This is a genomic window from Neoaquamicrobium sediminum (assembly GCF_013240295.1).
In the GTDB taxonomy this organism is placed as follows: Bacteria; Pseudomonadota; Alphaproteobacteria; order Rhizobiales; family Rhizobiaceae; genus Aerobium; species Aerobium sediminum.
The window spans coordinates 1173460-1195677 of record NZ_JABETK010000001.1; the positions used below are offsets into that span (position 1 = coordinate 1173460).

21 protein-coding genes and 1 pseudogene are annotated in these 22218 nt (G+C 64.9%); 17 read left to right on the forward strand and 5 right to left on the reverse strand.

What is annotated here, in order from left to right:
• Positions 1-808 precede the first annotated feature (808 nt).
• The 4 genes from HK436_RS31160 to HK436_RS05585 all read left to right on the forward strand — a co-directional run bounded on the left by HK436_RS31160 (position 809) and on the right by HK436_RS05585 (position 4041).
• The gene (locus HK436_RS31160) at positions 809-1120 is read left to right on the forward strand and encodes a hypothetical protein (RefSeq protein ID WP_244648546.1); all 312 of its coding nucleotides are present in this window, start codon (positions 809-811) and stop codon (positions 1118-1120) included.
• A 170-nt stretch (positions 1121-1290) separates the two neighbouring features.
• Positions 1291-1734, forward strand: a complete 444-nt coding sequence (gene dtd, locus HK436_RS05575) for a D-aminoacyl-tRNA deacylase (RefSeq protein WP_173187955.1) — start codon at positions 1291-1293, stop codon at positions 1732-1734.
• Complete coding sequence (locus tag HK436_RS05580) at positions 1731-1895, forward strand: hypothetical protein (RefSeq protein ID WP_173187956.1); 165 nt, start codon at positions 1731-1733, stop codon at positions 1893-1895. Before dtd ends, HK436_RS05580 begins: the two co-directional genes overlap by 4 nt.
• A 106-nt stretch (positions 1896-2001) precedes the next feature.
• Positions 2002-4041, forward strand: a complete 2040-nt coding sequence (locus tag HK436_RS05585; protein WP_173187957.1) for a hydantoinase/oxoprolinase N-terminal domain-containing protein — start codon at positions 2002-2004, stop codon at positions 4039-4041.
• A 12-nt stretch (positions 4042-4053) separates the two neighbouring features.
• On the opposite strand, the gene HK436_RS05590 is transcribed toward HK436_RS05585, so the two are convergent.
• Together HK436_RS05590 and HK436_RS05595 are read right to left on the reverse strand one after the other, a co-directional pair.
• Positions 4054-4491 (reverse strand): DUF1761 domain-containing protein, encoded by a 438-nt coding sequence (locus HK436_RS05590; RefSeq protein WP_173187959.1) that lies wholly within the window; start codon positions 4489-4491, stop codon positions 4054-4056.
• A gap of 85 nt (positions 4492-4576) precedes the next feature.
• On the reverse strand, positions 4577-6055 hold the full coding sequence (locus HK436_RS05595; protein ID WP_173187960.1) for an alanine/glycine:cation symporter family protein: 1479 nt from the start codon (positions 6053-6055) through the stop codon (positions 4577-4579).
• A gap of 242 nt (positions 6056-6297) precedes the next feature.
• Between HK436_RS05595 and HK436_RS05600 the strand changes: the two genes are divergently transcribed.
• The 13 genes and pseudogenes from HK436_RS05600 (at position 6298) to HK436_RS05660 (ending at position 19563) form a co-directional block, all read left to right on the forward strand.
• Positions 6298-8466, forward strand: a complete 2169-nt coding sequence (locus HK436_RS05600) for a malate synthase G (RefSeq protein ID WP_173187961.1) — start codon at positions 6298-6300, stop codon at positions 8464-8466.
• Positions 8467-8485: 19 nt separating this feature from the next.
• The gene (gene tsaB, locus HK436_RS05605) at positions 8486-9127 is read left to right on the forward strand and encodes a tRNA (adenosine(37)-N6)-threonylcarbamoyltransferase complex dimerization subunit type 1 TsaB (RefSeq protein WP_173187962.1); all 642 of its coding nucleotides are present in this window, start codon (positions 8486-8488) and stop codon (positions 9125-9127) included.
• Positions 9124-9615, forward strand: a complete 492-nt coding sequence (gene rimI / locus HK436_RS05610; RefSeq protein ID WP_173187963.1) for a ribosomal protein S18-alanine N-acetyltransferase — start codon at positions 9124-9126, stop codon at positions 9613-9615. The genes tsaB and rimI overlap by 4 nt, the downstream gene beginning before the upstream one ends.
• A gap of 33 nt (positions 9616-9648) precedes the next feature.
• Positions 9649-10440 (forward strand): lyso-ornithine lipid O-acyltransferase, encoded by a 792-nt coding sequence (gene olsA / locus HK436_RS05615; protein WP_173187964.1) that lies wholly within the window; start codon positions 9649-9651, stop codon positions 10438-10440.
• Between the two features lie 211 nt (positions 10441-10651).
• Complete coding sequence (locus tag HK436_RS05620; RefSeq protein WP_173187965.1) at positions 10652-10828, forward strand: Flp family type IVb pilin; 177 nt, start codon at positions 10652-10654, stop codon at positions 10826-10828.
• Positions 10829-10981: 153 nt separating this feature from the next.
• The gene (locus HK436_RS05625) at positions 10982-11503 is read left to right on the forward strand and encodes an A24 family peptidase (protein ID WP_173187967.1); all 522 of its coding nucleotides are present in this window, start codon (positions 10982-10984) and stop codon (positions 11501-11503) included.
• 132 nt (positions 11504-11635) lie between these two features.
• Positions 11636-12448, forward strand: coding sequence for a Flp pilus assembly protein CpaB (gene cpaB / locus HK436_RS05630; RefSeq protein WP_173187968.1), 813 nt, complete (start codon positions 11636-11638; stop codon positions 12446-12448).
• On the forward strand, positions 12445-13947 hold the full coding sequence (locus tag HK436_RS05635) for a type II and III secretion system protein family protein (RefSeq protein ID WP_376769130.1): 1503 nt from the start codon (positions 12445-12447) through the stop codon (positions 13945-13947). Before cpaB ends, HK436_RS05635 begins: the two co-directional genes overlap by 4 nt.
• Before the next feature lie 12 nt (positions 13948-13959).
• The gene (locus HK436_RS05640) at positions 13960-14640 is read left to right on the forward strand and encodes a CpaD family pilus assembly protein (protein ID WP_173187970.1); all 681 of its coding nucleotides are present in this window, start codon (positions 13960-13962) and stop codon (positions 14638-14640) included.
• Between the two features lie 21 nt (positions 14641-14661).
• A complete protein-coding gene (locus HK436_RS05645; RefSeq protein ID WP_173187972.1) occupies positions 14662-15942 on the forward strand; it encodes a CpaE/TadZ family protein in 1281 nt (426 codons plus the stop codon).
• A 27-nt stretch (positions 15943-15969) separates the two neighbouring features.
• Positions 15970-17494: pseudogene (locus HK436_RS05650) on the forward strand (TadA family conjugal transfer-associated ATPase).
• Positions 17495-17535: 41 nt separating this feature from the next.
• Positions 17536-18549: a type II secretion system F family protein gene (locus HK436_RS05655; protein WP_173187974.1), complete on the forward strand. Its 1014-nt coding sequence runs from the start codon at positions 17536-17538 to the stop codon at positions 18547-18549.
• 18 nt (positions 18550-18567) lie between these two features.
• A complete protein-coding gene (locus tag HK436_RS05660; RefSeq protein WP_173187976.1) occupies positions 18568-19563 on the forward strand; it encodes a type II secretion system F family protein in 996 nt (331 codons plus the stop codon).
• 23 nt (positions 19564-19586) lie between these two features.
• Here HK436_RS05660 and HK436_RS05665 read toward each other — a convergent pair whose 3' ends face one another.
• From HK436_RS05665 to HK436_RS05675, 3 genes are read right to left on the reverse strand one after another with little or no spacing between them, the layout of a single operon-like run.
• Positions 19587-20681, reverse strand: a complete 1095-nt coding sequence (locus HK436_RS05665) for a hemolysin family protein (RefSeq protein ID WP_173187978.1) — start codon at positions 20679-20681, stop codon at positions 19587-19589.
• Between the two features lie 27 nt (positions 20682-20708).
• Positions 20709-21179 carry an rRNA maturation RNase YbeY gene (ybeY, locus tag HK436_RS05670; RefSeq protein ID WP_173187980.1) on the reverse strand — a complete coding sequence of 157 codons (471 nt, stop codon included), beginning with the start codon at positions 21177-21179 and terminating at the stop codon, positions 20709-20711.
• A gap of 15 nt (positions 21180-21194) precedes the next feature.
• Positions 21195-22190 carry a PhoH family protein gene (locus HK436_RS05675; protein ID WP_173189974.1) on the reverse strand — a complete coding sequence of 332 codons (996 nt, stop codon included), beginning with the start codon at positions 22188-22190 and terminating at the stop codon, positions 21195-21197.
• Positions 22191-22218 lie beyond the last annotated feature (28 nt).

The window sequence follows — 22218 nt, forward strand, 5'->3', positions numbered from 1 at the left end:
AACTGAACAAGAACGTTGTGAGGGCCGGCGCTGCCTGCGACATCCAATTTGTCGCCGGAAGCGATCATCGGCGTCATCCACCAGCCTCTGGAGATGGGAACTTCCGCGAACCCATGCCGGCGGAATGGCGGCGGCAGTATACGACGGTCGCAGCCGGGTAGTGACTCAAGAGGCCGAGAGAGAACACACAAGCACCAGCGGCCCCTTCCATCTCCCCCAAAACCTATCCACCCCCTCGTTACCCGCCCGACAATCCCCGTCGACCGAACCGGAGCAAGGCGGCGATGGACTGGAGTGCGGCGATCGAGACGAACCGGGAGGCGCTGAGGCGCATCCTGACGAGGCTCGTGGCCATGGCCGGGCTTCGCGGCCCGTTTGCCCCGGAGGCGCAAGGCTGTCCCGCCGGTGGCGCGCCAACAGGCGGAGAAGACCGGGACGTTGATGCAGCCAGCAGGTACCCGGAAGGGATGCGTAGCGAAGAACGCCCGACGCTCCCCCGCCAACTTCACCGCGCCGTACTGCGGCTCCTGCGCCCGGCCGAGGCGGCGGCGCGGCGGCTTATCATCGTGATGGCGCGCGACCTGTCTCATCCCGCGCTGCGGGGGCAAGGCCCGAGCCTTGAAGGGCACCCACACGCAGCACCTCCCGCATCGCCGAAGGCGCGCAAAGCCGCGCGGCGCGCGACCCTGCCGCTGTTCGATCCGCTGCCGCGCTGGCGCGGCCCGAGGCGGCCGGTTGCCGCCGGCGTGCCGCGCATCTCGTTTCCCGGCGACGGCGCGTCGGCGCCGCTTCCCCACGCCAGCCGCCGATGCCGGACGATCCCATCGACGCCACCCGCCTTGCCCTGCGCCTACGGGCCGTGGCCGCCGCACTCGACGACCTGCCCGCCCATGCAAGCCGCTTCGCTCGCTGGCGGGCGCGGCGCGATGCGGCCCTAAAGGATCAGGCGCAGCGCCAGCCCGCCCACCGGCGCGGCGTCACGCGTCGCGTCTGGCCGCTGCGCCCCGGCCGTCCGCCTGGATGGCGCCCGGCAGGGCGGCATGCCCACCCGGTCCATGACGTGCTCAACATCGTGCACGACCTCGCCTTCTGGGCTATGGAGCGCACCGACACCTCATGAGCGGCGTGCCGAGCAAACATGCCAGGCCATGGACTTCGCAAGGGACCATGCCCCTTGCGAAAGCGCGCGCCCGTGCGCCGGTCGTTTCCAGATGCGACCGCTCTGCCTGTTTACGGGCGGGCGGCACCGTGCCAAGCATTTCGCCGACTCTCTCGATTGCAGGATTTCCCATGCGCGCGCTCGTCCAACGTGTTTCCTCGGCCTCCGTCACCGTCGACGGCGCGGTTGTTGGCGAGATCGGGCCGGGGCTGCTGGTGCTGGTCTGCGCCATGCAGGGCGACACGGAAAAGGAAGCCGACTGGCTGGCGCGCAAGGTGGTCAACCTGCGGATCTTCCGTGATGACGAGGGCCGCATGAACCGTTCGCTGATCGACACCGGCGGGGCGGCGCTGGTCGTCAGCCAGTTCACGCTGGCCGCCGAGACCAAGGGCAACCGGCCGGGGTTCTCCACCGCCGCAGCACCCGCCGAGGGCGAGCGCCTCTACGGCTATTTCTCGGCCGCCGTCGCCGGCCACGGCGTCACCGTCGCCAACGGCATCTTCGGCGCCGACATGAAGGTCGCGCTCGTCAATGACGGGCCGGTGACGATCTGGCTCGACAGCGCGGCAAAATGAGGACACCCCACCTGCGCCCGCTGCTCGCCCTTGCAGCACTCGCCGTGCTTGCCGCCTGCACCAGCCGGCAGCCTTCCTCGCCCTCGCCGACGCCGGTGCCGCAGGCCCGGCCGGACATCGTGCCGCTGACCCTCGAACAGGAATGGGAGATCGCCCAATAGGCATTACGGCGGCCGGCGGGCCGGTTTGCTGGCCCAGCGTCTGCCCGCTTCCGCCCCACGCGGCAATCGGCTAAAGCGGAAGTCCCGCCACGCGAAGCCCCGCCGCATGTCAGCCGCCCCAGCCATCGCCCAAGACGACCAAGCGCTGTTCCTCGGCATCGACACCGGCGGCACCTACACCGACGCCGTGCTCTGGTCGCCGGCGCCGGCGCCGCGCGGCACCGTGCTCGCCAAGGCGAAGGCGCTGACGACACGGCACGACCTCGCCGTCGGCATTGCGGGCGCTGCCGACGCGGTGCTTGCGCGGGCCGGCGTTTCGCCTTCGGCGGTGCGGCTCGTCTCGATGTCGACCACGCTTGCCACCAACGCGCTGGTCGAGGGACAGGGCGGCCGGGTGGCGCTGGTGATGGTCGGCTTTGCGCAGGCCGATCTCGACCGCGCCGGCCTGCGTTCGGCGCTGGGCTCCGACCCGGTGCTGTTCGTGCCGGGCGGGCATGACGTCCACGGCAACGCGGCCCCGCTTATACTCGACGAACTGGAGGCTGCACTGGCCGGCCTTGCGCCTTCGGTCTCCGCGTTTGCCGTCTGCGCCTATTTCGCGGTGCGCAACCCGGCGCACGAGATCGCGGTGGCAAATCTCATCCGGGAGCGGACGGGCCTGCCGGTCACCGCCAGCCACGAACTTTCGGCGAAGCTCGGCGGGCCGCGCCGGGCGCTGACGACGCTGCTCAACGCGCGGCTGATCGCGATGATCGACCGGCTGGTGGCGGCAACCGAAGGTTTTCTCGCCGCGCGCGGCATCGCCGCACCGCTGATGGTGGTGCGCGGCGACGGGGCGCTGGTCTCGGCGGGTTTCGCCAGGCTGCGGCCGATCGAGACGATCCTGTCCGGCCCCGCCGCCAGCATCGTCGGCGCCCGCCACATGAGCGGGCTCGACAACGCCGTCGTCTCCGACATCGGCGGCACCACCACCGACGTCGCCGTGCTCGACGGCGGCCGCCCGCGCCTCGACCCGGAGGGCGCCACCGTCGGCGGCTACCGCACCATGGTCGAGGCGGTCGCCATGCGCACCTTCGGGCTCGGCGGCGATTCGGAGGTGGGGCTGGAGGATGGCGGCCTGCGCCCGCGCCTCGTACTCGGCCCCCGCCGGCTGGTGCCGCTGGCGCTGGCCGCGCATGCCCACGGCGCTGCGGTCACCGATGTGCTCGAACGGCAACTGCGCGCGCCCAACCCCGGCAGGCTCGACGGCCGTCTTGCGCTGCGCACCGGCGTGCCGGACAGGCTGGCCGCCGGGCTCTCGGGCGCGGAGGAGAAGCTTTACGCGACCATCACGGCGACGCCGCAGCCGCTCGACCGGCTGCTGACGTCGAACGCGCAGATCGCCACGCTCAGCAGGCTCGTCGCGCGGGGGCTCGTGCACATATGCGGCTTCACGCCTTCGGACGCCGCGCATGTGCTCGGCCGGCAGGACAATTGGGACGCCGACGCCGCGCGGATGGGCGCGGCACTCTTCGCGCGCCGGCGCGACGGCCGCGGCGCGCCACTCGAAGCGGATGCGGAAGCGATCTCGGCGCGGGTGCTGCGGGCACTGACCCGGCGCTCGGCCGAAGCGATCCTGGAGACCGCCTTTGCCGAGGACGGGCTCGAAGGTCCGCAAACGGTCGCGCATGCGCTGGTGCAGCGCGCGGTCGACGGCAGCACCGGCATCGCCCGGTTGTCGGTCTCGCTCGACCGCCCGGTGATCGGCCTCGGCGCGTCGGCGCCGCTGCATTATGCCGGGCTGGACGTGCTCGTCGGCAACGATTGCATCGTGCCGCCAGACACCGATGTCGCCAACGCGCTGGGCGCGGTGGTCGGCCAGGTGCGCGTCAGCGTCGAGGCGCAGGTCAGCCAGCCGCGCGAAGGCCTGTTCCGGGTGTCGTCGCCACAAGGTATCCGCGACTTCGGCGACGAGGATGCGGCGCTTGCCGAGGCGGAGCGCGCGGCGCGGGACATGCTCGCCACGCGCGCCGCCGAGGCCGGCGCCGAAAATTTCGAGATCACGGTCGAACGCGACGTGCGTGCTGCGACAGTCGAAGGTCGGCGCAGCTTCATCGAGGCTGTGCTGACCGCGACGGCGACCGGGCGCCCGCGCATCGGCCGGTAGGACACGGCCGCCTCAGGCGGAGCGTTCATGCATCCGCCCCGAGCGCTTCGGCCACGCGGTGACGATGACGGCCATCAGCAGCATCTTGATCAGCCAGTCGCCGGCATGCACTACACCGAGCACCGGCGACATGCCGTCCCAGATCACCGCGCCTGCAAGCTGCACGACATAAAAGCCGAACCAGAGAAAGAGGCCGAGCGCGACCGCTCCCTTGCGATCGTTAATGCCGCAGTTAGCGATCAGCACCGCCAGCACCCATGCCGAGATGATCTCGCGCAGCGGTGCGACGAACAGCTTCCAGATCGGCATGGAGGCCGCGGCTTCGCCGCTTGCGGCCGCCCAGATGTCGCCGAAAAGCAGTGGGCTGTACCAGATCAACGAGAATGCGAAGCCGGCAAGTCCGGCGACAATAATAGCGACGACGTTCGGTCTGAATGAAAGGTTTGACATGATGAGGCTCCCTGCCTGGTTGCGACCGGCGGGAATGCCGATCGCAACCATGTCGCGCGAGGAGCCTCGTTTTCGACAGAGACGGTCAGGCCGGCGCGGACGAAGGTCGCGTTTCGCCTTCCACCGGTGCGGCTGCCCCACTCGTGGCATGGGTCCAGGCGCTGTAGTCCAAGTCGAGGTCGGGGAAGTTGCGCGGATCGAGCACCGGCCGCGCCACACCCGCCCTCAACTGCGCACGGAAGTCGTTGAGGATGCGCAGGGCGACCGGGAACAGCATCATGATCGCCATCAGGTTGACGACCGCCAGCACGCCCATCACCGGATCGGAGAAGAAGAACACCGCGGTGGCACCGGGCGCCGTCGCTCCGAGAAAGACAACGGCGATGATCGCGACCCTCAGTACATGCAGCGCCGCCGGCTGCCGGGTCATCACGCTCAGCGCGGTCTCGCCGAGATAGTAATTGTAGATGATCGAGCTGAAGGCGAAGAGCAGCACGGCGAAGGTGAGGAAGTATTGCGACCACTCGCCGACATGGCTCACCAGCGACTGCTGGGTCAGCGCGACGCCGTCGATGCCTTCCGCACCCGGCACGTAAACCGGGCTCAGCAGGATGATGAAGGCCGTGCACGAGCAGATGATGATCGTGTCGATGAATACGGAGAACGACTGGGTGATCCCCTGGCTGAGCGGGTGCCGGACATCGGCCGTGGCCGCGACGTTCGGGGCGGAACCGAGACCCGCCTCGTTGGAAAAGAGGCCACGCCGCAGTCCCTGCGCAAGTGCCGCGCCGACACCGCCGCTGACCGCTTCCTCGATGCCGAATGCGTTGGCGACGATTGTCCACAGCACGCCCGGAAGTTCGGTGATGTTGAGGATGATGACCAGCAGCGCCATGCCGATATAGCCGAAGGCCATGATCGGGATGATCACATCGGCTGCCTTGGCGATGCGTCGGATGCCGCCATAGACGATGAAGCCGGCGATCACCGCCAGGAACAGGCCGGTCCACAGGCGATCGATGCCCAGGCTGTCCTCTGCAGCACCTGCGAAGGTGTTGCCCTGGAACGCGTTGAAGCCGAAGGCGAAGGCTGCCATCAGGCAGACGGCGTAAAGCACCGCCAGCCAGCGATATTGAGCGCCGAGACCGTAGATGATGTATCCGGCCGGGCCGCCGCGAAACGTGCCGTCGCCGTTGGAACGCTTATAGAGCTGCGCCAGCGACGATTCCACGAGGCTTGTCGCCATGCCGACCAGCGCGATAGCCCACATCCAGAACACGGCGCCTGGCCCGCCGAGTGTGATCGCAACCGCGACGCCAGCGATATTGCCGCCGCCGACGCGACCGCCGACGGAAACGAGAAGCGCCTCGCGCGCGCTGATTGCGTTGGGGTCGCCGCTCTGGTTCTTAGAAGACAGGACACGGAACATCCTGCCGAAGAATTCGAGCTGGACGAAGCCGCTCATGACGGTGATGAATACGCCGAAGATCACGAGGATCGGTATGAGTGACCATCCCCAGGTCAAATCCTCGATCAGTCCGAAAAAGCTTCTGATGAGTTCCATCGGCTGTCTCCCTTCCAGGCATTGCGCCTTGCCGAATGTTGTCGACTGCACCCGTCAGGAACTGGAAACGACTCAACAGACTTCGTGGGCCGACGAATAACTATCCTCCCAAGCGCGCGTCCTTGACAACCTCAGGCTTAGTTCGCCCCTCACCACATCGGCGAATTGACCCCGCGCCCCCGGCGTGGTGAAAGCAGACGGCAACTTTGCCAGCCACGCTTGAAAGACCGGAGACCCCCTGAATGACCGATCAGATCGAGATCCGCGGCCTGAAGGTCGCGCCCGCGCTATACGCCTTCATCAACAAAGAGGCGCTGCCGGGAACGGGCGTGAGCGAGGACGCGTTCTGGTCGGGCTTTTCTGCGATCGCCAACGATCTCGCGCCAAAGAACCGCGCGTTGCTCGCCAAGCGCGACGAGATGCAGCGCCAGATCGACGACTGGCACCGTGCCAATGGCGCACCGAGCGACATGGCGGCTTATGAGGCTTTCCTGCGCGAGATCGGCTACCTGCTGCCGGAAGGCGGAGACTTCAAGGTAACGACGCAGAACGTCGACCCGGAAATTGCGGTGGTCGCCGGGCCCCAGCTCGTGGTGCCAATCATGAACGCGCGCTTCGCGCTCAACGCGGCCAACGCCCGCTGGGGCTCTCTCTACGATGCGCTTTACGGCACGGACGCGATTCCGGAGACCGACGGCGCGGAGAAAGGCAAGGGCTATAACCCCAAGCGTGGCGAGAAGGTCATTGCGTGGGCGAAGGCGTTTCTGGACAGCGCGGCACCGCTCGACGGCGCGAAATGGACCGACGTGACGGATATCGAGGCGGGCGAAACGCTTGTCCTGAAGACGGCAAACGGCGCGGTCTCGCTTAAAGACCCTGAAAAATACGCCGGCCACGCCGAACACGACGGCTGGCGCCATGTGCTTATCAAGAACAACGGGCTCGGCATCGAGATCATCGTCAACCGCGACTGGGAGATCGGCAAAACCGATCCGGCGGGCATTGCGGGAGTAAACCTCGAAGCCGCTCTGACCACGATCATGGACTGCGAGGATTCGGTCGCGGCCGTCGATGCGGAAGACAAGACGCTGGTCTATCGCAACTGGCTGGGCCTGATGAAGGGCGACCTGACCGAGGAAGTCACCAAGGGCGGCGAGACCTTCACCCGGAAGCTCTACAGCGACTTCACCTACACCGCCCCCGACAGCTCGGATTTCGTCGTCAAATGCCGCTCGCTGATGCTGATCCGCAACGTCGGGCACCTGATGACGAACCCGGCGATCCTGCTCGACGACGAGAGCGAGATCCCCGAAGGCATCATGGATGCGGCAATCACAGCGCTGATCGCGCTGCACGATATCGGGCCTGACGGCAGGCGCGCAAATTCGCGCGAAGGATCGATGTATGTCGTGAAGCCGAAGATGCATGGCCCCGAGGAAGTGGCTTTCGCGGTCGAGCTTTTCGGCCGTGTGGAGGCGATGCTCGGCATGCAGCCCAACACCATGAAGATGGGCATCATGGACGAGGAGCGCCGTACCACGGTGAACCTCAAGGAGTGCATCCGGGCCGCAAAGGAACGCGTGGTCTTCATCAACACCGGTTTCCTCGACCGTACCGGCGACGAGATCCACACCTCGATGGAAGCCGGCCCGATGATCCGCAAGGGCGACATGAAGCAGTCGGCCTGGATTTCCGCCTACGAGCAGTGGAACGTGGATATCGGGCTGGAATGCGGCCTTTCGGGCAGCGCGCAGATCGGCAAGGGTATGTGGGCGATGCCCGACCTGATGGCCGCGATGCTGGAGCAGAAGATCGGGCATCCGAAAGCCGGCGCCAACACCGCCTGGGTGCCCTCCCCCACGGCCGCCACGCTGCACGCCACGCATTACCACAAGGTCGACGTGCACGCGGTGCAGGAGGGTTTGAAGTCGCGCGAACGGGCGAAGCTTTCCGACATCCTTTCGGTGCCGGTCGCTACGCGGCCGAACTGGAGCGCAGAGGACATCCAGCACGAACTCGACAACAATGCCCAGGGCATCCTCGGCTATGTCGTGCGCTGGATCGACCAGGGCGTCGGCTGCTCCAAAGTGCCCGACATCAACGATGTCGGGCTTATGGAGGATCGCGCCACGCTTCGCATCTCCTCGCAGCATATAGCCAACTGGCTGCACCACGGCGTCTGCTCGCGCGACCAGGTGATGGAGACGATGAAGCGCATGGCGACCGTGGTCGACCGCCAGAATGCCGGCGATCCGCTCTATCGGCCGATGGCGCCCGATTTCGACAATTCCATCGCCTTCCTCGCCGCGCTCGATCTCGTCTTCAAGGGGCGCGAGCAACCGAGCGGCTACACCGAACCCGTCCTGCATGCCCGCCGCCTGGAATTGAAGGCGCGGGATCGCGCCGGATAGGAAGATCGCGGGAACAGCCTTGCGCCTCCTCGCCATCGATACATCGGCCAACCTGTGCGCCGCCTGCGTTTATGAAGCGGGCGGCGAGCGCGGGCGCGCGGTGCTCGACCTCGGCAAGGGACATGCCGAGCATCTGATGAGCGTGATCGATACCGCGCTCAAGGAGGCCGGGACGGCCTATGGCGACCTCGACGCAATCGCTGTTTCAGTGGGACCTGGCTCATTCACGGGCGTGCGGGTCGGCGTTGCGGCCGCGCGCGGGCTGGCGCTGGCGCTTAAGGTACCGGCCGTCGGCATCACGACGCTCGAGGCCATTGCCGAGGAATGCCGTGACGCCGACCCCGACAGGCCGATCATCGCCCGCATCGACGCCGGCCGGGGACAGGCCTATGTCGCCGCCTTCGCGGCAGATGGCACGCCAACCCTCGATCCGGCCGCAGTCGGTGTAGACGAAGCGGAAGCGCTGATACGGGAGACGGGCGCAGACACGTTGCTGGCCGAAGGCAAGACTGCGGACATCGGGACCTATGCGCGCATCGCCATCAAGCGGCTGGAGCAGGATCCGCACACGGCATCGCTGCCGCCGAGGCCGCTCTACCTGCGCGATGCCGACGCGAAACCACAGGGCGCCTTCGCGTTGCCGCGAAAGGATGCGCCGTGAAGCTGCCGTTCTTCGCGCCGCCGCTGGAATTCGCGATCGAAAGGCTTTCGACCGACGACGCGGATCACCTTCCGAACATCCATGCAGAACACTTTCTGCGCCCCTGGTCCGAGGACGAGTTCAGCTCGCTGCTCGACCAGACGCCGGTTTTCGGCTTTGCGGCGTGGCCGGTGGGCCAGCGCAGGGCGCGGCCGGTCGGTTTCGTGCTGGCAAGGCTGGCGGCGGGCGAGGCCGAGATCCTGACGATTGCCGTGGCGCGCAGCCACAGGCGGCTCGGACTCGGTCGCGACCTGATGGAGGCGGTGCTGCGCACGCTTCATGCCGATCGGGCCGAAGCGCTGTTCCTTGAAGTCGACGAGATGAACATGCCGGCTCTGTCGCTCTACAGGCGGCTAGGTTTTCGGGAGGTCGGCCGCAGGCCCGGCTATTACGAGCAGCCCGACGGGCCGCGCAGCGCGGCGCTTGTCATGCGGCGCGATCTTCGCTAGCCGGTTAGGCGATGCACGGGGGCCGCAAGAAGAATGATCGGGACGATCCGTCTGGTGCTGGCGCTTCTGGCAGCGGCCATCGCTACACCCTGCCTGGCTCTCTGGCAGTTCGTCGCCCTGCGGACGGGGTGGCTCGACGAGCGACCGGCCCCGCGCATCTGGCACAGGCTGGTCACCAAGCTGCTGGGCATGCGCATTCGGGTTTACGGAGAAATCGCCGCCGGGCGGCCGCTGCTAATCGCGTCCAATCACGTCTCATGGACCGACATCATGGTGCTCGGTTCGCTGGCGGACGTGCATTTCATCGCCAAATCCGAACTTGCCGGCTGGCCGATCATGGGCACGCTGGCGCGACTGCAACGCACCGTCTTCGTCGAGCGGGAGCGGCGCGGGCGCTCTGGTGAACAGGCCGGGGAGATCGGCGCCCGGCTGAGCAATGGCGACCCGATCGTGCTGTTCGCGGAAGGCAGCACGTCCGACGGCAATCTCATGCTGCCGTTCAAGTCGACGCTTTTCGGCGCGGCGCGGAAAGCGCTGGAAGCCAATGGCGGAAGGACGGTTACGATCCAGCCGGTGGCGATCGCCTATACGCGCCTGCAAGGCATGCCGATGGGCCGCCTGCACCGCGCCCACGCGGCATGGATCGGAGAACGGGCGCTGGTGCCTCATTTGCGCGAGCTTCTGTCTGAGGGCGCGATCGACCTCGAGGTGCATTTCGGCGAGCCGGTGCTGGCGACGCCCGACGCCGATCGCAAGCAGATCGCCAGAGAGGTGGAACGCCAGGTGCGGACGATGCTCGCAGCGGCACTGCACAACCCCGCCTGATGCGCCCGGAAGGCCGCAAGGCAGGTCCTTAAAAAGCAACGGCAAACCTTATTTGGCGATTAACCAAGTGCACGACTTGGTTTTCGAAAGATTTCGGTAAGGGTATTTCTTAAGCCGTTTGAAAGAGCTCTCTCGTAGTGTGCAGCCATCCGATCGACACAGCAGAAACGTTGACGGAAGTGCTGTAAACACATCGAGTAAGGAGCTCACCATGTCGAAGATCGTTGCACGTTTTGTTAAGGACGAATCCGGCGCGACCGCCATCGAATACGGCCTGATCGCGGCCCTCATTGCACTCGCCATCGTTGCCGGCGCCACCACGCTCGGCAATGCGCTGGACAACCAGTTCAGCTTCCTGGCCGACGAGCTGAAGAACGCTCAGAACTAATTTTGATACCACAGGGTGCTTCGCCACCCCGTCGAATGGCCGCCCACCCGGGCGGCCATTTTCGTTTCGGATTGAAGCGCGCGACTTCACCAAAGCTTAAGCGCGCGGATGCTAGACTATTGCAAGTGAAAATGCCGGCTGGATGGTGCAGCGATGCTTGAAGCGCTGATTTTCGTGGTCTTTCCCTTCTGCATGGTCTTTGCGGCCGTTTCCGACATGCTCTCTATGACAATCGCCAACCGCGTGTCGCTGATCCTGATCGCGACCTTCGCAGTGGTCGCGCCGATGACTGGAATGGACTGGGCCACTTACGGCTGGCACTTCGCGGCGGCAGGCCTCGTGCTTTCTGTGACGTTTTCCCTGTTTGCCCTTGGCGCCATGGGCGGCGGCGATGCCAAGCTGCTGGCAGCGACGGCTCTGTGGATGGGTTTTTCCGGCGAGCTGGTTGCCTATCTCGTCAACGCATCGATCATCGGCGGGCTGCTGACGCTGCTGCTGATCCTCTACCGCGGCTCCAGTCTCGCCGTTCTGACCGGCAACAACGTCTTCCTGCGCCACTTCGCCAATGACAAGTTGGGCATCCCCTACGGCGTCGCGCTCGGCATCAGCGGCCTCATCATGTATCCCTCGACGGCGCCGGTGCAGTGGGCACTGGCACGCCTGACGGCGCTGTAAGCAACGGTACCGTACAGTTCGTGTAAACTTTAAATTAATCACGATTGTAAGGCAGCCATTAACCCTAATTTGACGATTGGAACCGCAAAGTCCGGCTCGGCTATGGGATTTGCCGAGTAAGAGGTTCGGACAATGGCTCCAACGCGTGTGATCATTCTTGGCGTCGCCGTCGTAACGGCGCTCGGCGCAGGCTATGTCGCCAAGAACATGTCGGCACCGCCCGCGCAGATCGTCAGCAGTGCGCCAAGCGAACCGGCAATCCGGCTGACCGAGGTGCTGGTGCTCGACGGCGATGTGGCCATGGGCGCGACGCTCGGCGACAGCCTGAGCTGGCAGTCCTGGCCTTCGGCAGGCATCAACGAGAATTTCATAACACGCGACGCGGACCCGGAAGCCCTCGAGGAGTTCAAGGGCGCTATCGCACGCGTACCGATCTACGAAGGTGAGCCGCTTCGGCGCTCGAAGCTCATCGGCCAAGGCCAGAGCTTCATGTCGTCCATCCTGCCGACAGGCAAACGCGCCGTGGCGACGCAGATCGCAGCCGATACCTCGGCGGGCGGCTTCATCCTGCCAAACGATTATGTCGACGTGATCATGACCCGCCGTAATTCGGCGCAGGAAGGCGGCGGTGACGCCTACGTGACGGAGACAATCCTCAAGAATATCCGGGTTCTCGCCATCGACCAGGCGATCCAGGAAGACGAGGAAGGCCGGCGCGTGCGCGTCGGCGACACAGCCACCCTGGAACTGACGCCGCAGCAGGCGGAGATCATCACGGTCGCCCAGCAGATGGCCGATCGGCTCGCGCTGTCGCTGAGGGCGATCGTCGACACCCAGGAAGTGGTTCAAGACCAAGCAGATTATCTGGTCTCCGGCGAAGGCAGGCGCGGAACCGTGCGCCTCATCAAGTCCGGAGAGATGAGCGAAGTGGGGGCTCGCAAATGAAAGCCTTGAAGGAACTGGGAACGGCAAGGACTTTGCTGCGCGCAGCCGCGGTGTCGCTGATCGCGCTGTCGGCAACCACCGGGGCCGGGCTGGGCCTGCTCGCTACGGCTACAGATACCCATGCGCAGGGCATGGTTACCGTAGGCAATGCCGGGACCAGCCAGCGCATCTCGCTTGGCCTCAACAAGTCGATCGTCATCGACCTGCCGCGCGACGCCTATGACATATTGGTTGCGAACCCAGGTGTCGCCGACGCCGTTACACGCACCGCACGGCGCATCTACCTGTTCGGCAAGCAGGTTGGCGAAACCAACATCTTCGTCTTCGGGCCCAATGGCGAGCAGATCGCGAGCCTCGATCTCCGTGTCGAGCGCGACGTCGCCGGCCTCGACAGTCATCTCAAGCGTTTCCTGCCGAATTCCGACATCAAGGCGGAACTGGTCAACGACAATGTCGTGCTGACGGGTACGGTCGAGACCCCACTTGATGCAAAGCGCGCGGTTGACCTTGCAACGCTGTTCGTGAGCGGCGGCGAGGCTACAACGGGGCAGTATTCGCAGACTGCGGCAGGCGGCAGCGCTGCGGCGGGTGTGGCCATCGACAATCCGGACAGCGGACGTCGACGCAGCGCCATCGTCAACATGCTGCGCGTGATCGGCGAAGACCAGGTGACGCTCAAGGTGACCGTTGCGGAGGTGAGCCGCTCGGTCATGAAGCAGCTCGGCGTCAACATGGTAGCGCAGACCGACGGCTTTCGTTTCGACATGCTCGATCCCTCCCAACTGGTACGGGCGGGAACGGGTCTGGGCGGCGCGGACCTGTTGCAGGGCTATATCAACGCCATGGAGCAGTCCGGCGTCATGCGGACGCTGGCGGAACCGACACTGACCGCCGTTTCCGGCGAGAAGGCGACGTTCCGGGCAGGTGGCGAATACAATGTCATCACCAATGTCGAGAACGAGGATGGTCGTTTCGTCCGCACGCTGACCCAGATCGAGTACGGCATCGGGCTCGAATTCCAGCCGGTCGTGCTGTCGCCCGGACGCATCAGCCTGCGGGTGCGCACATCGGTTTCCGAACCGACGCCCGAAGGTGCGGTCGAGGTCGCTGGCGAAAACATCCTTTCGCTGCGCAAGCGCCTTGCCGACACCACGGTCGAACTGCCCTCCGGCGGGTCGATGATGATCGCCGGGCTGGTCCAGGACAATGTGCGCCAGACCTACAATCGCATACCCGGCCTGTCGCAGGTTCCTGTTCTGGGCACGCTCTTCCGCAGCCGCGACTTCAATCGCAGCGAGACGGAGCTGGTCATCCTGGTCACCCCTTACATCTCCAAGCCGGTGGCGCGGACCGCGCTGGCAAAGCCGGACGATAATTTCACCCCTGCAAGCGACGGCGCAGGCATCTTCCTCGGGCGCGTCAACCGCGTCTACGGGTCGATGCAGACCGACAGGCCGGCCGGGCGCTATCACGGCGTCGTCGGCTTCATCTACAAGTGATCGGAGTGGATCATGTCTGACGTGCTCTTGAACAATGCGCCGCGCCTGACCCTGGTGGCAGCCGTCGCCGCGCTCCTGATGGCGGGCTGCGCCAACCGGGACAGCATCCAGGTCGGCTCCATTCCGGACGACTATCGCACTTCGCATCCGATCGTCATCGGCGAAAAGGACAAGAAGATCGATATTCCCGTCGGCCTGATGGACCGGGGCCTTTCCCGCATGCAGCGCGCGGCCGTGGACGGTTTCATCGCCGACTACGACCGCTCCGCAGCGCCGGTGGTAACGGTTCTGACGCCTTACGGATCACCCAACCAGAATGCGGCATCGCTGGTTTCCGCCGACATGGTCAAGCGGCTGCGCGCGGCTGGCGTCCCGGAAGGCTACATACTGCACCAGCCTTATGAGGCAGCCAGCTACGGCGACAACGCGCCGATCCGGCTGATCTACTCGGAGATGACTGCGTCGACCGGGCAGTGCGGCCGGTGGCCGGCCGACCTGCTCGAAGATTCGGAAAACAAGCATTGGGCCAATTTCGGCTGCTCCTACCAGAACAACCTGGCAGCACAGGTGGCTAATCCGGCCGATTTCCTCGGACCGCGCAAGCAGTCCGAAGTGGACAGCACACGCAGGGGCGCATCGATCGACGAATACCGGCGCCGCACAAGCGGCTGGGACCAGGAAGTCGAATACTGATGAACACCGGGGGCGCATGACATGAGTAATCTCGCCTACGACGCGACGACGGATTCCGACGCCGCCAGCGAAAACGAAATCGCCGCCATGAGCGAATTGCGGCCGGTTCCGCGCATCTCCATCCAGGCATTCTGCGAGACGGAGAGCGTTGCCAGCCCGATCGAGCGGGCCGCTGCCGACAGGCGGATGTCCAAGGCGCACCTGAAGGTGCACATGGGCGGTATCGGCACCGCGATCGACTTCTATCACTCGGCGCAAACGCCGAACCTGATCATCGTCGAGTCGCGCGACGAGCCGAAGCAGCTTGTTGCGGAGTTGCACAGGCTGGCCGAGGTCTGCGATCCCTCCTCGAAGGTGGTCGTCGTCGGTCACTATAACGACGTGTGGCTCTATCGCGAGCTGATCCGTTTCGGCATCTCCGAATACGTGGTCGCCCCGATCTCCATGGCTGACATCGTCTCGGTGATCTCGTCGATCTTCGTCGACCCGCAGGCCGAGCCGCTTGGCAAGTCCATCGCCTTCATTGGCGCCAAGGGTGGCGTCGGATCCTCCACTGTCGCGCACAATGTGGCCTGGAGCATGTCGACGCTGTTCAGCTCGGAAGTGCTGGTGGCCGACCTCGACCTTGCTTTCGGCACCGCCAACATCAATTTCGACCAGGACCCGGCGCAAGGCATCGCCGAAGCCGTGTTTTCGCCGGAGCGCATCGACGAAACCTATCTCGATCGCCTGCTTGCGCAGTGCGCCGAGCGCCTGTCACTGCTGGCGGCGCCGTCGATGCTGGACCGCACCTACGATTTCGACGCCGAGGCTTTCACCCAGATCATCGACGTTGCCCAGCGAAGCACGCCACTGCTTGTGCTGGACGTGCCGCATGTCTGGAACGGCTGGACCAAAAACGTGCTGACGCAGGCGGACCAGGTGGTGATCACGGCGACGCCGGAACTCGCCAACCTGCGCAATACCAAGAACCTGATGGACACGCTGAGAAAGCTGCGGCCGAACGACGGCCCGCCGAAATTGGTGATCAACCAGGCGGGTGTTCCCAAACGACCCGAGATCAGCGCCGCCGACTTTGCCGACCCGCTGGAACTCGAGCCGATGGCAGTGATCCCCTTCGATCCCGCTCTCTTCGGCAACGCCGCCAACAACGGCAGGATGCTGAGCGAGATGGATGCCCAGCACGCGATCGTCAAGACGATCAACGAGGTGGCGCATGTGCTGACCGGACGCTCGGAAATCAAGTCGAAGAAAAAGCCGGGGCTCGGCGACCTGCTGGAACGACTGAAGCTCAAGAAATAATTCGAAAAAAGCGGGATCGGCGCGGAAATGTTTGGCAAAAGAGGCAACGACGGCGGACAGAGCGAGACACCGGCTTTCCGGCCTGCCGGAACACCGGCACCCGCGCCCGCAGCGCCCCGCGAGGCGGCCACGAGCACGACGACAATCGCGCCCGCACGCCCGCAACAGGCCGCAGGCGGTGCAAGTGCCGCGCCCGCAGCCCCGAAGCGCGCCATCGAGGCCCCGCCGCTTGCGCCGGAGCCTCCGAAGCGCGCTCCGCGCGAGCGCAGCGACAGCTATTACGATACCAAGAGCCAGGTTTTCTCGGCGCTGATCGACACGATCGACCTGTCGCAGCTGGCAAAACTCGACGCGGATTCCGCGCGCGAGGAAATCCGCGACATCGTCAACGACATCATTGCGATCAAGAATTTCGCGATGTCGATCTCCGAGCAGGAAGAACTGCTGGAGGACATCTGCAACGACGTGCTGGGCTATGGCCCGCTCGAGCCCCTGCTGGCGCGCGACGACATCGCCGACATCATGGTCAACGGCTCGAAGAACGTCTACATCGAGGTGGGCGGCAAGGTCGAGCAGACGACCATCCGCTTCCGCGACAACCAGCAGCTTCTGAACATCTGCCAGCGCATCGTCAGCCAGGTTGGCCGGCGCGTCGACGAATCTTCGCCGATTTGCGACGCGCGTCTTCCCGACGGTTCGCGCGTCAACGTCATCGCACCTCCGCTCGCCATCGACGGCACCGCACTGACGATCCGCAAGTTCAAGAAGGACAAGCTGACACTCGACCAGCTCGTGCGGTTCGGCGCGATTACGCCCGAAGGGGCGGAAGTTCTGAAGATCATCGGCCGTGTCCGCTGCAACGTGGTCATTTCCGGGGGCACGGGTTCCGGTAAAACCACGCTACTGAATTGCCTGACCAACTATATCGACCGCGACGAACGCATCATCACCTGCGAGGACTCGGCCGAGCTGCAAGCTCCAGCAGCCGCACGTGGTGCGACTGGAGACCCGCCCGCCAAACCTCGAAGGCGAGGGCGAGGTGACCATGCGCGATTTGGTCAAGAACTGCCTGCGCATGCGTCCCGAACGCATCGTCGTGGGCGAGGTGCGCGGCCCTGAAGTGTTCGATCTTCTGCAGGCGATGAACACGGGCCACGACGGATCGATGGGTACCATCCACTCGAACAGCCCGCGCGAATGTCTCAACCGCATGGAATCGATGATCGCGATGGGCGGCTTCGCCCTGCCGCAGAAGACCGTGCGCGAGATCATCGTCGGCTCGATCGATGTCATCATCCAGGCGGCACGCCTGCGCGACGGCTCTCGCCGCATCACCCACATCACCGAGGTGATCGGCATGGAAGGCGACGTCATCATCACGCAGGACATCGTCCTCTATCACATCAAGGGCGAAGACGCGCAGGGTCGCATCATCGGCGAGCACGTGTCGACCGGCATCGGCCGCCCTGCGTTCTGGGATCGCGCCCGCTACTATGGCGAGGACGCGCGGCTCGCCAACGCGCTGGAAGCGATGGAAAAGGAAACGCAGTGACCGAGCGCGTCCTCACGGCAGGCACTGCATAGGAGACTGGGATGTTCGGACTGGACAGCACTGTTCTGGCCTTCATCGCGCTGGCAACGCTCAGCGTCGGTGCGCTCGCCTATGCCCTGCTGTTCACATCGATCGAGAACGAGAAGAAGGCCGGCAAGCGGCTGGAGACCATCAAGCGCGCCGACACGGACCGCGCCACGGTCAAGGCGTCGCGGGACCGCGTTGCCGAGGCGGCACGTCGGCGCAAATCCGTGCAGGATTCGCTCAAAGAGCTAGAAACCAAGCAGAAAACCCGCGCCCTCAGCACCAAGAAGCCGCCTCTCAAGATACAGCTTCGCCAGGCCGGCATGAAAGTCACCATACAGCGCTTCTATATCTATTCCGTCATCTGTGGGCTGGTCCTGACGGCGCTGCTGTTCATCGTGGGCGTGCCGCCCCTGGTGCTACCCGGCGTTTTCCTGGCTGGAACGTTCGGCATCCCGCGATGGGTCGTCTCATTCATGCGCGCGCGCAGGGTGAAGGCGTTTCTGCACGAGTTTCCCAACTCGCTCGACGTCATCGTGCGCGCGGTCAAGTCGGGCCTGCCGCTCAACGATTCCGTGCGGCTGATCGCGGCGGAGTCACCCGAGCCCGTGCGGACCGAATTCCGCCGCATCGTCGAGTCGCAGCAAGTCGGCCTCTCGCTGCCGGAAGCGGTGATGCGCATGCCCGAAACCATGCCTTGCGCGGAAGCCAGCTTCTTCGGCGTGGTCATCCAGATCCAGAGCCAGGCCGGCGGCAACCTCTCCGAAGCGCTGGGCAACCTCTCCAAGGTGCTGCGCGACCGCAAGAAGATGAAGGCCAAGATCCAGGCGCTGTCGATGGAAGCCAAGGCCTCCGCCGTCATTCTCGGCGCGCTGCCGTTCCTCGTTGCGCTGCTCGTCTATCTGTCGAGCCCGAACTACATCATGCCGCTGTTCACCCATCCGACAGGGCATCTCATCCTTGCGATCTCCGGCGTGTGGATGTCGATCGGCATCTTCGTCATGCGCAAGATGATCAATTTCGAAGTCTAGCCTCAGGGAAGCGTCACCATGCTGGACCAGATCGCCAAATCCATATCCGATCCGAGCCTGATGATCTCGATCGTGGTCGCGGTCGCGGTGTTCGTCACGATGTTCACCGCGCTTCCCGCGCTCAGCGGCAATCCGCTCAAGGCGCGGATGAAGTCGGTTGCGCTGGAGCGTGACGAGCTGCGCGCAAAGCAACGCGCACGGCTTGCCGCGGAGGCCGACCGCAGGCGCAAGGGCCTGCGCGAGGAACAGTCAGTCGGGATGCGGAACATTGTCGACAGGCTCGATCTGAGGCGCCTGCTCGCAGACGAGAAAACCGCGGCGCAGCTTAAGGTCGCCGGCTTCCGCGGCCAGAACCCGCTGACGAAGTTCCTGTTTTTCCGCCTTGTCCTGCCTTTCATCGGGCTGGCTCTCGGCCTCGTCTACATCTTCGTGCTCGGAGGCCTTTCCGAGCAGTCGCCGCTGATGAAACTTTTCGTCTGCATCCTGCTTGGCTATGGCGGCTTTTACGCTCCGATCCTCTACGTCAGGAACCGGGCCACCAAGCGCCAGCAATCCATTCAGAAAGCATGGCCAGACGCGCTGGACCTGATGCTGATCTGCGTCGAATCCGGCATATCGGTGGAAGCCGCATTCCGCCGCGTGGCAGACGAGATCGGCATCCAGTCGGTCGACCTTGCCGAAGAACTCGTGCTGACGAATGCAGAACTGTCGTTCCTTCAGGAGCGCAAGCAGGCCTACGACAACCTTGCGGCGCGCACGGGACTGGAGGCCGTGAAATCGGTGACGCAGGCGCTGGTTCAGGCCGAACGCTACGGCACGCCGGTTGCCCACGCCCTGCGCGTCCTGTCGGCGGAAAGCCGCGACATGCGCATGAACATCGCCGAGAAGAAGGCAGCGGCGCTGCCGCCCAAGCTGACAGTGCCGATGATCCTGTTCTTCCTGCCGGTGCTTTTCGGCGTCATCCTTGGACCGGCCGGCATCCAGATTTCGGAGCAGGCGATCTTCAGCAAGTGACGGCGATGCCGTCACTCGTCTGATCAGGCGCTCTGCTTTTCAGGCGCTTTGACTTCGGCAGGCGGCGGCAAGGGCTCGTCTCGCGTGACCATCCGCGCCCTGCGGCGGTCCGCCGCCCTGCCCTGAACGATCCTGACCCGCTTGACGCGGCGGGGATCTGCATCCAGCACGTGGAACTCGAAGCCGGGAATCGCCTGCACGACCTCGCCGCGCGCCGGAACACGGCCGAGCGCGTTGAAGATCATGCCGCCGATGGTGTCGACATATTCCTCGTGCTCACCGCCGGTGAAGGCCTCGCCGATGGCTTCGGCGACATCCTCGATCTCTGCCTTGGCGTCGACGACGAAAATGCCGTCGCCCGTGCGGGTGATCATCGGCTCCTCGTCCTCGTCATGCTCGTCCTCGATGTCGCCGACGACCATCTCGACGATGTCCTCCAGCGAAACGAGACCGTCGGTGCCGCCATATTCGTCGATGACGAGAGCCATCTGGATGCGCGCAGCCTGCATGCGGGTCATCAGGTCGGAGGCAAGCATCGACGGCGGCACGAAAAGCACAGGCCGCACGATGCCAAGGTCGCCGATCGGCTTGCCGAGATCGACATTGGCCAGATCGAGCGGCAGTGCCGGGGTTTTGCGCGTGGCGCGGCCCTTCTTCTGCTTGGCGGCGCGCGTGATGTAACCCACAACGTCGCGGATGTGGACCATGCCGCGCGGATCGTCGAGCGTCTCCTGATAGACCGGCATGCGCGAACGGCCCGACTCCTCGAAGAGTGTCAGAAGATCGCCAAGCGCGGTCGACAGTTCGATGGCCTCGATGTCGGCACGCGGCACCATGACATCCTCGACGCGCAGCTCGCGCAGGCGTAGGATGTTGTTGAGCATGGCGCGCTCACCGACCGAGAACACGGTGCCGGTCGCCTGTTCGGACAGCGCATCCGCCAGGTCTTCACGCAGGCTCGATCCGTTGCGCGGTCGAAACCGCGCAGCCAGCCGTTCGAATAATGAGGGTTTGGTGCCGGATCGTCCGGCGGGCGTACTTTGGGACTCGCCTGACTGGTCGGAGCCCTGTTCGCCGCCCTGCTCCGCAACAGCGGCAGATTGTGCGTTTTCGTTCATCGTCTTTCGGTCGTTTGACCTTTTCAGTTATCCATATGGATCAGGAATGGCAAGTCCGGCGAGTATGCGCCGTTCGAGCGCTTCCATTTCCTCGGCTTCTTCGTCGGTTTCGTGGTCGTAGCCGAGAAGATGCAGCATGCCATGCACGATCAGGTGCCTGAGATGGTGCTCGAAGGGCTTTTCTTCCAGTACCGCCTCCGAAGAAATCGTCTCGAAGGCGAGCACGATGTCGCCCAGCATCGCCGGGAGCGGGTCGCCCGGGGCGATTTCGAAGGCGGGGAACGACAGGACGTTCGTCGCCTTGTCCTTGCCGCGCCAGCCGCGATTGAGCTCGGCGATGTGCGCGTCGTCGGTGAAAAGCAGCGAAAGTTCAGCCGTATTTGCCGCTTTCAGGTCGAGCTCGACCAAAACCGCGTCAACAGTCGGAGCAGCAAGCGCCGAAAGCTCATCCTCGGCCGGCCACGCGCCGGCTTCGATCGCGATGTCTATGTCGATCATCACGATATCAGTGCGTCAAACGTCGATCCGACCCTTGCGGTCGGCGCCGGAACCATGGGCGTCGTAGGCCCTGACGATTTCGGCGACCAGCGGGTGGCGGACGACGTCCACGTCGTTGAACCGAACGGTGACGATGCCCGGAACGCCGTCCAGCACCTGAAGCGCCTCAACGAGGCCCGACTTGGTGTTTGGCGGCAGGTCGATCTGGCTCGGATCGCCGGTGACGATCATGCGACCGCCTTCGCCGAGCCGGGTCAGGAACATCTTCATCTGCATCGGCGTGGTGTTCTGTGCCTCGTCGAGAATGATCGCCGCATTGCGCAGCGTGCGGCCGCGCATGAAGGCCAGCGGCGCGATCTCGATGACCTCGGCCGCAATCGCCCGCTCGACCTTGTCGGCGGGGATCATGTCGTAGAGCGCGTCATAGAGCGGCCGCAGATAAGGATCGACCTTCTCCTTCATGTCGCCGGGCAGGAAGCCGAGCCGCTCGCCGGCCTCGACGGCCGGGCGCGACAGCACGATGCGCTCGACCATGCCGCGCTCGAGCAGCATCGCCGCGTGAGCGACCGCCAGATAGGTCTTGCCGGTGCCGGCAGGCCCTATGCCGAAGACGAGCTCGGAGCGCTCCAGCGCCCGCATATAGGCGTCCTGGTTCAATGAACGCGCATAGATCGTGCGTTTGCGCGTGGCGATCTGCGCTGCCGCCACCTTGCCCTTGCGCTCAAGCGTCGGGAGCGTGAGCTGATCGTCGACGGCTATCGCCATGCGGATCGCGCCATCCACCTCGGAGGGAGACACGTCCGCGCCCTTCTGGAGGAGCTCGTAGAGATAATCCAGCGCGCGCCGCGCCTGCTCGGCAGCGACCGGATCGCCCTTGATGGATAGCTGATTGCCCTTCGAGCGTATATCGACGCCCAGCTTCTGCTCCAGCCGGGCCAGATTCTCGTCGAACTGGCCGTAAAGCGCGCTCGCGTGCTTGTTGTTGTCGAAGGTCAGAACGATATGCGCCATGTCGGAGGCCCCGGCGGGCGGTGCTTTC

Bases quoted from the DNA above. Each gene is read 5' to 3' on its own strand.
- HK436_RS31160 (WP_244648546.1), top strand. From the start codon at position 809: ATGCCGGACGATCCCATCGACGCCACCCGCCTTGCCCTGCGCCTACGG.
- dtd (WP_173187955.1), top strand. From the start codon at position 1,291: ATGCGCGCGCTCGTCCAACGTGTTTCCTCGGCCTCCGTCACCGTCGAC.
- HK436_RS05590 (WP_173187959.1), bottom strand. From the start codon at position 4,491: ATGTCAAACCTTTCATTCAGACCGAACGTCGTCGCTATTATTGTCGCC.
- HK436_RS05655 (WP_173187974.1), top strand. From the start codon at position 17,536: ATGTTCGGACTGGACAGCACTGTTCTGGCCTTCATCGCGCTGGCAACG.
- HK436_RS05635 (WP_376769130.1), top strand. From the start codon at position 12,445: ATGAAAGCCTTGAAGGAACTGGGAACGGCAAGGACTTTGCTGCGCGCA.
- HK436_RS05675 (WP_173189974.1), bottom strand. From the start codon at position 22,190: ATGGCGCATATCGTTCTGACCTTCGACAACAACAAGCACGCGAGCGCG.
- HK436_RS05665 (WP_173187978.1), bottom strand. From the start codon at position 20,681: ATGAACGAAAACGCACAATCTGCCGCTGTTGCGGAGCAGGGCGGCGAA.
- HK436_RS05600 (WP_173187961.1), top strand. From the start codon at position 6,298: ATGACCGATCAGATCGAGATCCGCGGCCTGAAGGTCGCGCCCGCGCTA.
- HK436_RS05585 (WP_173187957.1), top strand. From the start codon at position 2,002: ATGTCAGCCGCCCCAGCCATCGCCCAAGACGACCAAGCGCTGTTCCTC.
- ybeY (WP_173187980.1), bottom strand. From the start codon at position 21,179: ATGATCGACATAGACATCGCGATCGAAGCCGGCGCGTGGCCGGCCGAG.
- HK436_RS05580 (WP_173187956.1), top strand. From the start codon at position 1,731: ATGAGGACACCCCACCTGCGCCCGCTGCTCGCCCTTGCAGCACTCGCC.
- HK436_RS05640 (WP_173187970.1), top strand. From the start codon at position 13,960: ATGTCTGACGTGCTCTTGAACAATGCGCCGCGCCTGACCCTGGTGGCA.
- cpaB (WP_173187968.1), top strand. From the start codon at position 11,636: ATGGCTCCAACGCGTGTGATCATTCTTGGCGTCGCCGTCGTAACGGCG.
- HK436_RS05595 (WP_173187960.1), bottom strand. From the start codon at position 6,055: ATGGAACTCATCAGAAGCTTTTTCGGACTGATCGAGGATTTGACCTGG.
- HK436_RS05645 (WP_173187972.1), top strand. From the start codon at position 14,662: ATGAGTAATCTCGCCTACGACGCGACGACGGATTCCGACGCCGCCAGC.
- olsA (WP_173187964.1), top strand. From the start codon at position 9,649: ATGATCGGGACGATCCGTCTGGTGCTGGCGCTTCTGGCAGCGGCCATC.
- HK436_RS05625 (WP_173187967.1), top strand. From the start codon at position 10,982: ATGCTTGAAGCGCTGATTTTCGTGGTCTTTCCCTTCTGCATGGTCTTT.
- HK436_RS05620 (WP_173187965.1), top strand. From the start codon at position 10,652: ATGTCGAAGATCGTTGCACGTTTTGTTAAGGACGAATCCGGCGCGACC.
- HK436_RS05660 (WP_173187976.1), top strand. From the start codon at position 18,568: ATGCTGGACCAGATCGCCAAATCCATATCCGATCCGAGCCTGATGATC.